The sequence below is a fragment of the Geodermatophilus sp. CPCC 205506 genome (assembly GCF_051383635.1).
Lineage (GTDB): Bacteria > Actinomycetota > Actinomycetes > Mycobacteriales > Geodermatophilaceae > Geodermatophilus.
In genome coordinates this window covers 72411-84626 of sequence record NZ_JALPKP010000018.1, presented here as the reverse complement: position 1 = coordinate 84626, position 12216 = coordinate 72411, and the positions used below count along the sequence as shown (strand labels likewise).

At 69.8% G+C, this 12216-nt stretch carries 13 protein-coding genes; 9 read left to right on the top strand and 4 right to left on the bottom strand.

Annotation, left to right across the window (positions count from 1 at the left end; all coding sequences use genetic code 11):
• The first annotated feature begins 243 nt into the window (after window positions 1-243).
• From MY520_RS12490 to MY520_RS12465, 6 genes are all read left to right on the top strand, one after another.
• Entirely contained in the window at window positions 244-654 is a 411-nt protein-coding gene (locus MY520_RS12490) for an ATPase, T2SS/T4P/T4SS family (protein WP_436692438.1), read from the top strand.
• A gap of 12 nt (window positions 655-666) precedes the next feature.
• Window positions 667-2103, top strand: coding sequence for a recombinase family protein (locus MY520_RS12485; RefSeq protein ID WP_436692425.1), 1437 nt, complete (start codon window positions 667-669; stop codon window positions 2101-2103).
• Window positions 2104-2185: 82 nt separating this feature from the next.
• A complete protein-coding gene (locus MY520_RS12480; protein WP_436692424.1) occupies window positions 2186-2509 on the top strand; it encodes a hypothetical protein in 324 nt (107 codons plus the stop codon).
• Window positions 2510-2598: 89 nt separating this feature from the next.
• Window positions 2599-2829, top strand: coding sequence for a hypothetical protein (locus MY520_RS12475; protein WP_436692423.1), 231 nt, complete (start codon window positions 2599-2601; stop codon window positions 2827-2829).
• Between the two features lie 110 nt (window positions 2830-2939).
• The gene (locus MY520_RS12470; RefSeq protein WP_436692422.1) at window positions 2940-3251 is read left to right on the top strand and encodes a hypothetical protein; all 312 of its coding nucleotides are present in this window, start codon (window positions 2940-2942) and stop codon (window positions 3249-3251) included.
• A gap of 128 nt (window positions 3252-3379) precedes the next feature.
• A complete protein-coding gene (locus MY520_RS12465) occupies window positions 3380-4291 on the top strand; it encodes a hypothetical protein (RefSeq protein WP_436692421.1) in 912 nt (303 codons plus the stop codon).
• Window positions 4292-4517: 226 nt separating this feature from the next.
• Here the strand turns inward: MY520_RS12465 and MY520_RS12460 are convergent, their stop codons facing one another.
• The gene (locus tag MY520_RS12460) at window positions 4518-5363 is read right to left on the bottom strand and encodes a TSUP family transporter (protein ID WP_436692420.1); all 846 of its coding nucleotides are present in this window, start codon (window positions 5361-5363) and stop codon (window positions 4518-4520) included.
• Window positions 5364-5410: 47 nt separating this feature from the next.
• Between MY520_RS12460 and MY520_RS12455 the strand changes: the two genes are divergently transcribed.
• Window positions 5411-6397, top strand: coding sequence for a hypothetical protein (locus MY520_RS12455; RefSeq protein ID WP_436692419.1), 987 nt, complete (start codon window positions 5411-5413; stop codon window positions 6395-6397).
• Window positions 6398-6588: 191 nt separating this feature from the next.
• Here the strand turns inward: MY520_RS12455 and MY520_RS12450 are convergent, their stop codons facing one another.
• The 3 genes from MY520_RS12450 to MY520_RS12440 form a co-directional block, all read right to left on the bottom strand.
• A complete protein-coding gene (locus MY520_RS12450) occupies window positions 6589-7161 on the bottom strand; it encodes a hypothetical protein (RefSeq protein WP_436692418.1) in 573 nt (190 codons plus the stop codon).
• A gap of 216 nt (window positions 7162-7377) precedes the next feature.
• Window positions 7378-8577 (bottom strand): hypothetical protein, encoded by a 1200-nt coding sequence (locus tag MY520_RS12445; protein ID WP_436692417.1) that lies wholly within the window; start codon window positions 8575-8577, stop codon window positions 7378-7380.
• Window positions 8574-9728, bottom strand: a complete 1155-nt coding sequence (locus MY520_RS12440; protein WP_436692416.1) for a hypothetical protein — start codon at window positions 9726-9728, stop codon at window positions 8574-8576. The genes MY520_RS12445 and MY520_RS12440 overlap by 4 nt, the downstream gene beginning before the upstream one ends.
• Before the next feature lie 363 nt (window positions 9729-10091).
• Between MY520_RS12440 and MY520_RS12435 the strand changes: the two genes are divergently transcribed.
• Both MY520_RS12435 and MY520_RS12430 read left to right on the top strand, forming a co-directional pair.
• Window positions 10092-11459 carry a recombinase family protein gene (locus MY520_RS12435; RefSeq protein WP_436692415.1) on the top strand — a complete coding sequence of 456 codons (1368 nt, stop codon included), beginning with the start codon at window positions 10092-10094 and terminating at the stop codon, window positions 11457-11459.
• A gap of 536 nt (window positions 11460-11995) precedes the next feature.
• Window positions 11996-12175: a hypothetical protein gene (locus MY520_RS12430; RefSeq protein ID WP_436692414.1), complete on the top strand. Its 180-nt coding sequence runs from the start codon at window positions 11996-11998 to the stop codon at window positions 12173-12175.
• The last annotated feature ends 41 nt before the right edge of the window (window positions 12176-12216 follow it).

The following is a 12216-nucleotide window of genomic DNA, read 5'->3' as shown; positions in this document are numbered from 1 at the left end:
GCGCAGCGCCCCTCCGGCAACCCGCTGCAGCCGGCACCCTCGGCCGGCTGTGGAGCGGTTGCCTGGCTCCTCAGGACGGCTGGGGTGGGGCCCGCGGATCACGCCGTTTCAGTCCGCAGATAGTCCGCAGAGTCCGCAGAAAGTCCGCAACTCAGCCAACATCGGTCACCGCCGGCCAACAACGCCCAACCATGAAATCGCAGCTCAGGCCAAAGTGCCGTCGTTCACCACACATAGCCGTGTATCCCGGGTCAGTTATGGGTCAACGAGCCCGGCCGGGTGTTCGTGGCCCGCCGCGGCCGCAGCGAGCTGACCACCACGATCCTGGGCGCCGGTGAGCTGGCCGATCTGGTGGAGCGGATGCTGCGCACCTCGGGCCGGCGGGTCGACATGTCGACCCCGTTCGTGGACGCGATGATGCCCGACGGGTCGCGGCTGCACGTCGTCATCCCCGACATCACCCGCCGGCACATGGCGGTCAACATCCGCAAGTTCGTGCTGCAGGCGCACTCGCTGGACGAACTCGTCGCGCTCGGCACGCTGACCGCGCAGGCGGCCCGCTTCCTGGAGGCCGCCGTCGCCGCCGGGCTGAACATCCTGGTCGCCGGCGGGACGCAGGCGGGCAAGACCACGCTCGACAACTGTACGAAGTGACATACTTGGACGGTGACCGCCGCCCTCCTCAGAGCCTCACAGGCTGCCGCGCTGGCTGACGCCCCGCGAGCCGCTGTCTACTGCCGCATCTCCGACGACCGGCGCGGTGAGGGCCTGGGGGTGGAGCGCCAGCGCCAGGACTGTGCCGCGCTGGCTGAGCGCAACGGCTGGAACGTGGTGCGCACCTTCACCGACAACGACCTGAGCGCCTACAGCGGGAAACCCCGGCCCCAGTACGCCGCGCTCATGGCTGCCGTAGAGGCCGGTCAGGTCGACGTCATCGCCGCGTGGGACCCGGACCGGTTGCACCGCTCCCCGGCCGAACTGGAGACCTTCATTACCGCCGTGGAGCGGGCCGGCGTGGCGGTCCACACCGTTCAGGCGGGGGAGTGGGACCTGACCACGGCCAACGGTCGACTGCACGCCCGGATGCTGGGGGCGGTCGCCCGGCATGAGTCCGAGCACAAGAGCGAGAGAGTGAGGCGCGCCTTGCAGCAGCGAGCCGAGTCCGGCCGGTCCCACGGCCGCCGCGCCTACGGCTGGAGTCGTGAGCACGCCTTGGACGGGACCGTCCGTGAGGTGATCGAGCCAGCCGAGGCGGCCGTGGTCCAGCGCATCGCGAACGCCCTGCTGGCGGGGGAATCCCTGCGGTCGGTGACTGCGGCCCTGAACGCCGAAGGCGTGCCGTCGCCGACCGGGAAGCCGTGGGGCAAGAACATGGTCCGGGCGCTGGTCCTGCGCGAGCGCAACGCCGGTCTGCGAGTCCATCGGGGCGGGGTCGTCGGGGAGGGTGTCTGGGAGGCGATCCTGGATAGGGGCCGCTGGGAACAGCTCCGCGCCGTCTTGTCGGATCCCCAGCGGAGGACCAGTACCGGCACGGCTGCCGCGCACCTGCTGTCCGGAATCGCCCGCTGTGGGGTCTGCGGAGCCACGCTGCGCGTCGCCCAGAATCGTGGCGTCCCGTCCTACCGGTGTTCCGCCGACGGATGCGTGATCCGCCGGAAGGCCGACCTGGACGACCTCATCGTCGGGCTGGTCACTGCCAGGTTGGCGCGCCCGGATGCCGTGGGCCTGTTCGCCGTCGGCGACAGCGCCGAGCGGTCAGCGGCGGTCGAGGAGGCCGAGCGCCTGCGCGGACGCCTCGACCACGCCGCGGACCAGTACGCCGAAGGTGCAATCGACGGCCGCCAGATGGAGCGCATCACCGCCAAGCTGCGCCCCATGCTGGCGGACGCCGAGCGACGAGCCCGGGTTGTCGACCCCGCCCCGCTCCTGGACGGTCTGACCGGAGCCAGCGATGTGGCGGCGGCCTGGAACGACCTCCCGCTGAGCCGCCGCCGCGCCGTCGTGCACACGCTGATGGCCATCACGGTGAGCCGGACCCGGCAGGGCGCACGGGCATTCGACCCCGAGGCCGTGACGATCGAGTGGAAGGGGGCCGGCGCGTGATCCACGCCTGCGCCGTCCTCCGGCGCTTGGGCGGCGTTCGGAGCCTGCCCCGGGGTCAGGGGTTCATGCAGTGCAGGCCGGTATGAGGCCCACGGTCGTCGCCGTGTGCAACAAGCCCAAGGGCAAGCACGTGCTCGCCCGAGTCGCCGCGATCGACAGGGCGCCCGTACTGCAGGTGCTGATGGCGGTGAAGACCCCGGACGGCTCCGAAGGCACCTGGATCGACGTCGACTTCGACGAGAACGCCAGCCTCTGGGCCACCTGCGCCTGCCGCAAGGAGTTTCCCCTGTTCCCCCCGCGGCTACGCGAGGCCTACCGGGAGCGTCGGGTCATCACGGCCGACCCGGTGGGGCTGTGGGCCGACCCACGGGGAGTGATGCGTCGTCGCGGGCGTGCCAAGGGATAGCATCCACTTCGACGCCTCGCCTACTGCCGGCGAAACCCCCGTCACCGATTAGGCCCCGGTGGTACTGCACCGAATAGGTGAGTGCCACTGTGCCGTCGAACGACCCGGCCACCCGGGCGACTATCGCCCGGATCGCCGCTCACGCCCGCTGGCGCAACGCGCCCGACGCAGTTGTCCAGGAGCGCCGGGAGCTCGATGTCCGGCGCGTCGAGGACTACATCCGTCGTCTGGTCGACGCTGCCCCGCCGCTGACACCGGAGCAGCGCGATCGGCTGTCCACGCTCCTGCGCCCCGGCGGATCGCTCGGCGGTCCGCGGTGAGGGCAGACGAAGGGGCGGCCCGGCCGCGAACCGGAACCGCCCCCAGCGAGAACGCCACCTCCAAGCAGCCCCTCGACGCCGAGTCTAGGGCCGCCGAGAACACCCTGATCTTGACGACCCTCGCCGACCTGTCGCGGGCTGTCCGTGACGCCGGCGTCGCCGCGGCCAACGCCAACCAGGACACGTGGTGGGCCTCGTGCTGCGACGCCGCCATCCGTCACTTGGCTGCGCTGGATCGGCCGTTCACCGCCGACAGGGTTCAGGCGCTCATCCCACCGGCCGACCACCCCTGTCGGATGGGCGGCCGGTTCCACGCCGCCGTCCGGGCAGGCATCATCCGGCCGATCGGGTACACGCTGAGCGAGCGGCCGAGTCGACGGCGCGGCGTCCTCCGGCTCTACCAGCGTGGGGTGGCGGGGTGAGCCGCCCAGGGGCCGCCCATGGGACCGGCGGACGGCAGCGAGGCGCTGAGGCGGCTGTAGGGCTCTCCAGGCGCAACCTGAGGGCCCCGTACATCGACCTCATCCGCGAGGGCGTCACGACGTCCGGCATGAGCGGTCGCGACCGGGACACGGCGATTTACAACACTCTGATCCGGACCGCCATGGCCGCGGTCAACGCCGGCTGGCTCTACTCCGAGTGGCACACCGAACTCAGCAAGCGTGGCAGCGGCCTGGGGATGCAGGTGGCCACCAAGCGGAACGGGGACGACCGCCCGGCCGCGCAGGTGCAGAAGACGCTGCAGCGGGTGTGGGACAGGGCTGTCGACCGGGTGGAGGAGAACCCGGCCCTCGATGAGGCGGCCCGAGCCGCCTACATCGCGGAGTACCGGACCTGGCTGGCGGACCCCGGTTGCCCCGCGTCGGACAACCAGCGGGTCGTGTTGGATGCGATCGCTCGACGGGCGGCCGAGCTCAAGGTCACCAGTCCCAACTGCCCGAGGCGGTACTTGACGGCCGCGACGGGCCTGGGGTTGACCGCTGTGCGGACCGCCCTGCGTCAGTGCATCGACAGGGGCCTGCTCGTGCAGGTGGAGAAGGGCCAGGCGTGGGCCAAGGGGCGGAAGCGGGAGAACTGCCGGGCGGCGGTCTACCGGCTCCCCCGGGTCGAGTCGCTGCCGGGGGCAAACCAGTGCCCCGCAAGCGGGGCTAGTGGTGCCCCGCCCACGGTGCCCCCGCCGGTCGAGGTGGCCGCGGCACCACTGATTAGTGGTGCCCCACAGCCGGTGCCTTCGGCCGATACCGCCCCCGGTTCACTGACTAGTGGTGCCCCCCTGTCGAGCAACTCATCACTGGAGGAGCAGGTGACGCTGAACGAACTGGTCCAGGCGCACGCGTTGATCACGGAGATCAAGGCGGAGGTGCTCGCGGCGGTCCGCGTCGAGCTGGGACTACCCGCGCCCGATCGGGCCGGCACGCCCGTCAGGCCGCTTCGGGTCGTCCGAGGGGACGGCACGGCGTGATCAGCCTGGCGACGGTCGATCGCGCACGCGCGCCAAGGGTGCTCCCGGAAGACCCGGTACTGCGGGCCCTTCGCGCGCCCGGGCGTAGGGCCTGGCGCGAAACGCCCGAAACTGTGGCCCCCGTAAGTCGCTGATCAGCGACACGGCGGGCTGGACCCTGGGTGGGCCGTATTACGCCTGACGCCCCACAACCCGGTCGTCGGGTATGAGCCGGGCGGTCCTCCATCTACGCGTGCCGCCACACCTTGACCGCCGAGAAGAGCAGCAGCGCGATGACCAACGGCACGAGGACCGTAGATGGCACCGCGCCGAGCAGGAGTCCGCCGGTGACCGACCCGACTACCGAGCCGGCCGCCATCGCCACCACGAACCGGCCGTTGTCTCGGAGCACGGTGAACGCCTGGTCGCGGCTGTACCGGAAGAAGCCGACCAGCATCGTTGGCAGCGACACGAGCAGCGACAGGCTGCCGGCGAGCTTCACGTCCACCGCGTACAGCAGCACGATCGTCGGGATCAGCAGCTCGCCGCCAGCCACGCCCATCAGCGCGGCGACCACGCCGATGCCGAATCCGGCCACCACCCCGGCGGCGGCCTGCCCTCCTGTCGGCAGAGGGAGCTGCGGCAGCGTGCCCAGGTGCTCAGCGGCGAACACTGCGGCGATGGCCAGAAGGAGCGCGCCGAGCACTCGGTAGAGGGTCGTCGCCCGCATCCGGATGGCCCAGGACGCGCCTACCCATGCCCCAGGCAGGCTGCCGACGAGCAAGCTCACCGCGACGAACCAGTGTTCGGCCAGCGCGTCGAGCGGCACCGCCGTCAGGCGCGACGGCAGCGCGGCCGTCACCACGACGAGGCTCATCGCCTTGTTCACGATGACCGCGGACAGCGCGGCGAAGGCGAACAGCGAGATGAGCAGCGGCAGACGGAACTCCGCGCCACCGAGTCCGACAAGGCCGCCGAGCAGCCCGACCGCGGTCCCAGCACAGGCGGCCAGCCACAGCGGTCGCCGAGCGGTGGGGGGCGCGGCCGGCGCGGTCGTCTCGGATGATGCTGTTCCGTCCCCGGTCGAGGTCACCGGCGAACCGTAGCCACGCCACGACCAGGATCCGAGACAGGAGAAACGTGACCCTCACCGTCTACCTGGATCAGACGCACTGGGTCTCCATGGCGCAGGCAAGGGTGAACCGGGAGAAGCTCGAGCGGCGTCGCGGTCTGGCCGAACTGACTGCAGCGGACCTGCTTTGGCGGGCTGTGGAGGCCGGAGAGGTGCGATTGCCCCTGTCGTGCGCCCACCTGGTCGAGACGGCCCGCGCCGGTGCTGAAGCTCGGCGCGCTGACCTGGCAGACGCGATGCTCGCCGGCTACGGCGGGTGGCACATGCGCCACCCGATCGACGTGCGCGGGATGGAGCTGAGGTGGGGTCTGCGGCCGGAGCCGGATGCGGCCCCCGATGCTCGCGATGTCTTCACCCAGGCGCCCGGCGCACCCTTTCGCGCGGCGGAGTTCGAACCCTATGTATGCCGTGACCCCGCCTTTCCCGAGCCCGTGAGGAGACTGATCGAGCTGCTGACCTGGCGGGACACGTGGGCGGCGACGCTGCGCGAGGACTCGCTGACCACCGAGGAACAGGCACATGCCGACGCCCACATCAACGCGTGGGCCGACGGGTACGCGGACCTCTCGGCCTACATGAGGGACAACCCGACCGACAGGGACATTCGACTCGTCGCGGCGGGGAAGACGTACGCCGACCTTGGCCTGGAACTCGCTCAAGCGGCGGTTGCCCTCGGCATGACGATCGCTGAGTTCCGCGAGCGCATCAACGTTGACGTGTGCATCGACTTCTTCGCCGCGCTGCCGTTCGTGGGTCGGGTCATGGAGGTCACTCACCAGCGGGTACGCAACCCCAGCGAACGCTGGGCGCGTAACGACCTCAACGACCTGCTCTATCTCGCTTGTGCGGCGGGATACGCCGACGTCGTGGTGGCCGAGAAGCACATGACCCACCACCTGAGAACGGCTGCGCGGCACTCCCGGCCCGGCGCGGTCGTGGTGGGCGACCTGAAGGCCCTACAGAAGCACCTGGAGGCGCCCACCGGCACAGGGTGACTGAGCCTGCCCGGTGACGTGGAGTCGTGTGACCGCTCGGCACAGGTCAGGGTCATCGATTGCTCAAACGGGGGCCGGGCGAGTACCTCGCTGCCGTGGTCCCCGGCCAGGTGGGTCCCGGCCGGGGACGCGTGAGTCGTTTCCCGTCGAGGTGACTCGTGAGTGGGGCCGGCTCCGGCTCGTCCGTTACGTCACACGCCCCGGCCGAGGCCCTCCTGCAGCTCCCGGGCCGTCCGCAGGGCCGACAGGCGGTCGGCAGCCAGCTTCTCGCCATTCTGGCGCAGCAGCTGCGCCTGTTCCTCCGCGATGGGACGCAGGGCGTTGAGGTGCTTCTCGATCAGGTCGGCCTGCTCCGTCGCCCAGGCCTGCGCCTGCTCGGTCGTGGTGCCGGCGGCGAACAGGCGGTTCACTGAGACGGTCTTCGGGATCCGGTCCCGGTCGAAGCTGCTCGGGACGTTGACGTCAGCCTCGATGGGCGGGGACTCCACCCCGGCCACGCGCCAGTAGAAGTAGCCCTCCCGGCCGGTGAACGGGATGAGGCACCGCACCCGGATGCCGCTGTTGTCCGTCGGGTGGGCGTTGTAGTTGGCCTGGTCCCGCTGCAGTGTCGGCACGTCAGCGTCGGCGTTCCCGGCGATCGCGTCTTCCACCTTCTCGGGATCGGACAGCCAGTCCTCGGCGGCCTGGGAGATGGTCCGTTCGATGCGCTCCCACCGTTCCTGCTGCTCGTCCGTGGGCTGTTTGTTGGCGAAGAGATGTGGCACGGGTTCAACCCTGCCACGCCACCGTGACGCCCCTGGAACTGGTGGAACTGGGTGTTGCGCCACTGGATGACCCAGGCGCGGCCGAGGCGCAGCTCGAGAAGGTGTTCACCGCAGGCGGTGGGAGCGACCGCATGTGACCACCGCAGGCGGTCGCGACGGGACCCGCAAGACTTTCCGTCGCCTAGCGACGGAGCCGTGACCTGGTCGTTGGGTCAATCAGCTACCGCGGACGCCCTCCGAGGGACTGTCCGAGTCGAAGGCCGGCGCCTTCTCAGGTGCGGGGGATCTTGTAGACGCCAGGCCGGCCGGGGCATCCGGCTGTGCGGCCACCGCTCGCGCGAACGCACGGAAGTCCGGGTTGAGGCCAGCCATGGTGACGAGGAAGCCGCACACGTCGGCCAGCAGCTTGGCGGCCAGGGGATCGAACGCGGCGCCGAAGACGTGCGCGAGGGTCGAGGAGTCCTTGGCGAGCTGCGCCTCGGCGACCCACTCGGCGTAGCGAAGCTCATCGTTGATCACGGCGGGACGCCGCAGATGACGTGTCAGCAGCTCAAGCAGCCGCGGGTACCAGTCCGGCAGCACCCCGTCGGTCGCGCTCGCCTCCGTCCCCCTCGGAGCGAGGCGCTGCAGGACCGCAGCGAGCTGCTGCTTCTCCTGCAGCGCCATCTGCCCACCGAACAGGTACTGCTGCAGGGCCGTGTCGACGTCGGTGACGTGCACGGCCCGCACATGCTGGGCGGCGTGGGCGAGGGACAGCGCATACAGCCACGCGCAGTCCATGAATAGGGCGCGGTGCGCCGGTTGCCGCGGGTCCAAGTGCTTGTTCACCTGCTCGAGGTGAGCGACGACCTGAAGCAGGTTGCGGTGCTCCTCATATACCCAGTAGTCGAACTGGCGGTACTCGACCAGTCGCTCCAGCTTCTTGTCGAGGGTCGTGAAGGCCTTCATGTAAGCGCCCACACGCTCCTGGTCGAAGAGGAGCGCCAGGGGCCCGTCGAGGGGCAGGTCGGTCGGGTGGTACTCCTCCAGCCGGGCGACGTCGGTCGGTTCCAGCACCGAGATGCCGAGACGACCGGCCAGTTGTCGGGAGGCCGCCGTCACCCCGCCGGCCCGGACCATCCATGCGTCGTCGGCGTCGAAGAAGTCCGAGACCCCCCGCACCCAGAACATGCGCTCCGTCGAGCCCCTCTGGGAGGTCTTGCAGTCCGCGATGACGGTCCGCAGCGCGAAGCCCGGGCTGATAGCGAGCCCGAGCACGTCGAGATCGGTGTATGTCTCGTAGCGCGGCTTCGAGCGTGTGCCGCTGCCTGACGGGGGCACAAAGGCTCGCAGCGGCACGTCGACGCGAGTGGTGAAGCCCATGCGCCAGAGGAGGCGCCGGGAGGCGACCTTCAGGCCGAGGTCCAGCTCGCTCACAGTGCTGCCCGCCCCATCGCGGTGTCCATCAGGGCCTGGTACTCCTTGTCGCTGATCGTCTTCTGGTCCCGGCGCCGGCTCACCGTCTGGAGTGGCGCCTGGTACGGGGAGTTCAGCGACAGCAGGCTCCGGGCGTCGTCGTCGCCGGCCCGGTCCTCCAGCGGCTCGCCGAAGGTGAGCAGGTCGCGGGCGAGACGGACGGCGTCGAGATTGTCCTCCGTGACGATGAGCTTGGGCGAGACCCAGCTGCCCGAGGGGACGAAGTCAACGATCTGCATCCGGTAGAGCATCTGGTACTGGCGCTTGTGCGAGCTGTGCGGGCGGAGCTGGTGGTTCCGGTTCGGGTCGAGTAGTGCCGTGAGGACGCTGGCGGGGTACAGCGTCTTGGTCGCGCCCCCGAAGTGCTCACCGCACCGCACGCAGGCGAGCACCGCCAGGGCCTTCTCCAGCACTGTCTTCCGGACCGTCAGCAGGCTCTGGTCGGGCAGGTAGGGCAGCGCCGCGAAGGGCTGCTCGCGCCCGGTCGGGGTGGTCACCGTCGGCGCCAGGATGAACCCCCGGCTGATGGCGTCGGCAAGCGCGGGATAGGCAGTGTCGTTGAGGGGCAGTCCCTGGTGAGCCCGGACGGCGGCGAGGTCCTCGGCCACCCGGCCGGAGCCGTGAGTCTCCAGCAGCGAGGCAAGCAGCTCCGGGTTCTCGAAGCCGAAGAACGGCGAGTAGAGCACCTCGCCGTCGATGAGGGTCACGCCCTTGATCAGCTCCGACGCCTTGCCGACCTCGAGCAGGCGAGGGACGTCGCCACGATCGAGCCCGAGCTCGTTCTCCAGCTCCTCCGCCGGCACGGGCGACGTGGCGAGGCGGTCCACGACGGCGAGCATCTCCTGCTCGAGTTGGTTCGGCTCCTGGCCGCGCCACGACTCACCGAGGCGGTCGTAGAGGTTCTCGTGGAAGGGGACGTTCTCGGTGAAGCTGACGATCTTCTGTCCGCGGCGCTTTACGTCGTCCACCATCCCCGCCCGTTCCAGGGTCTCGACGACGGGTGTGAAGGCGTACGGGCTGATGTCGAGCTGTTCGGCGACGATCGTCTTCAGCGCCTCCGCGTCGGAGACGATGTCCTGCCCCCGGACCAGCGAGGCGAGGCTGGCAGCCATACCCACCATGCGCGTGTCCGCCAGAGGGGTCAGGGTGGCGCTGTTGGGGTCCACATTCCGGAGACCGGCGTGCACATCGTGGCAGCGCAGTCCGACCTTGAAGTCCGCCAGGCCTTCGCTCAACGCTCCACCCCGTCCGCTGGCTCAAGCACAGCATCGTGCGGCCCGCCCCCGACGCTCGGGCGGAGACCCACTCCGTAGCCTCTGGCGGCGGGAGAGGCGGTGACCGACGGTCACGTATGTCTGAGCGTACAGGTGTTGCTGCTCAACTGCCTGTGCGCGGCCATCCCGGCGCGCGAGCGGGTGGTCACCTGCGAAGAGGTGTTCGAGCTCTAGAAGGCCGCGTTGATACACACTGAAGTCATGAGTCGAGCTGCTGTCTACCTCCGCCAGAGTCTCGACCGGACAGGCGACGGTGCCGCCGTGGATCGCCAGCGGTCCGGCTGCCTGAAGCTCTGTGCCGAGCGAGGCTGGGAGCCGGTCGAGTACGTCGACAACGACAAGTCGGCCTCCAGCGGCAAAGTGCGCCCGGCCTACGTCCGGATGCTGGCCGACGTGTCCGCCGGGCGCATCGGCGCTGTTGTCGCCTGGGACCTCGACCGGCTGCACCGCCGCCCGGTCGAGCTGGAGCACTTCATCAACCTGGCCGACCTGCACCGAATCGAGCTGGCCACCGTCACTGGGCAGCACGACCTGTCCACCACGTCAGGGCGGCTCACTGCCCGGATCATGGGCAGCGTGGCCAGGCACGAGATCGAGCACAAGTCCGAGCGCCAGCGAAACGCCAACGCCCAGCGCGCAGCCAAGGGGCTGCCACCCGTCGGCCCCCGTGCACTCGGATACGAGGCGGATGGGCTGACGGTGCGGGAGTCCGAAGCGGTAGTGGTCCGGGCGGGCTTCGACGCCATCCTGGCGGGTGGGTCGCTTCGCACAACGGCGCGGGAGTGGAACGCGGCCGGGCTGACCACCTCTCACGGTGGGGCGTGGCGGCCGGACTCCGTGCGCTACGTACTGACCAATCCCCGGTACGCCGGTCTGCGCGCCAGCCGGACCGGTCGGGCGTGGACCGTCATCGGCCCCGGCACCTGGCCCGCCCTCGTGGGGGAAGAGACCTTCCGAGCCGTAGCGGACCTGTTGAGTAACCCCGACCGGCGGACGACCCCCGACACCCGGCGGCGCTACTTCCTGTCCGGGCTGACCCTTTGCGGGGTCTGTGGCGCGCCGTGCAACACCGGCGGCACTCAGCACGGCAAACGCACCTTGAAGTGCTCGGCCTCCCGGCATCTGTCCCGTGCTGCCGAGCCAATCGAGGAGATGGTCACCGAGGTCATCGTCGCCAGGCTCTCCCGGCCCGACGCGGCGGAGCTCCTGATCGACTCCAACCGGCCCGACACCGGAGCACTTCGCGGCGACGTGATGGCCAAGCGTGCCCGGCTCGCCCAGCTCGCCGGACTACTGGCCGACGGCGTGCTGACCGAGACCAGCGTCCGTGAGACGTCGGCCAAGTTGCAGCGCGAGGTCGCCGCGATTGAGGCACAGATGGCCGACGCGGGGCGGGCCGACGTCCTGAGTCCCCTGGTTGCCGCCGACGACGTGGCGTCCGCCTGGGCCAGTCTGGACCCGGACCGCCGCCGGGCCGTGGTCGGAACCTTGATGACCGTCACCCTGCTGTCGCCGGGGAAGGGTCGGCGGACGTTCGATCCCGCCTCGGTCGGCATCGAGTGGCGCTGAGGAAGTCTCCTCACCCGCCGCGCGGGTCTCTGACTCGCATGTGAGGCCACGCCTGAGAAAGCCTTCCTCAGGTAAATCAGCTCGACCATCTGTTGAGGAACCAGTCCTCAGCCAAGAACCCCGGGGTGCTCCGTGTCCCGAGGGTTCTTTCGCGTCTGCGTCGGCGGGCCCGCGCCTCGGGGAATGGTCAAGAACTCCTGACGGAATGCGCCTCGGGCGTTCCGATGGCTGGCGTATCAAACCGTAAAAGGCCAGGTCGGAGGCTGAGGAAACGTTCCTTATTCTCGCCGCTCTCATGTCTCGGCGTTTTCATGTTGACTATGAAACAAGCCCCCTGAGACATGCACCTAGGAGTGACCTATGCGCACCGAGGCCCGTGTCGGACCGCATTCCGAAGCGCCTATGAAGGCCACGAGTCACCGGCTTTATATGTACTTGCTAGCCCGGGTGGACAGGTGGTTGAACTCCGGCTGGGCGACAGCACACCAACGACGCGCCCTGGCCGACTGGATCACGGCGGACTTGGTGAACGGCGAATGACGACACCGGCCGAGCGGCAATTGAGCCGGCAGGCCGCCCGCCAGATCGCCGAGCAGGCACCGCTGCTGACCGCCGAGAGGAAGTCCGCCCTCTACGTCCTGCTCCAACCGATGCGCGAGGAGCTGGCCCGGATCCCCAAGACCACGGCTCGGTCGCCGCTCCGTGCCGCCGCCTGACCCCAACGACGAGGAGAAGTGACCCCGTCCCGGGTCCCGCC

Excerpts from the sequence above, each read along its gene's own strand:
- MY520_RS12480 (WP_436692424.1), top strand. The coding sequence starts at position 2,186 with ATGAGGCCCACGGTCGTCGCCGTGTGCAACAAGCCCAAGGGCAAGCAC.
- MY520_RS12435 (WP_436692415.1), top strand. The coding sequence starts at position 10,092 with ATGAGTCGAGCTGCTGTCTACCTCCGCCAGAGTCTCGACCGGACAGGC.
- MY520_RS12465 (WP_436692421.1), top strand. The coding sequence starts at position 3,380 with ATGAGCGGTCGCGACCGGGACACGGCGATTTACAACACTCTGATCCGG.
- MY520_RS12430 (WP_436692414.1), top strand. The coding sequence starts at position 11,996 with ATGACGACACCGGCCGAGCGGCAATTGAGCCGGCAGGCCGCCCGCCAG.
- MY520_RS12440 (WP_436692416.1), bottom strand. The coding sequence starts at position 9,728 with ATGGCTGCCAGCCTCGCCTCGCTGGTCCGGGGGCAGGACATCGTCTCC.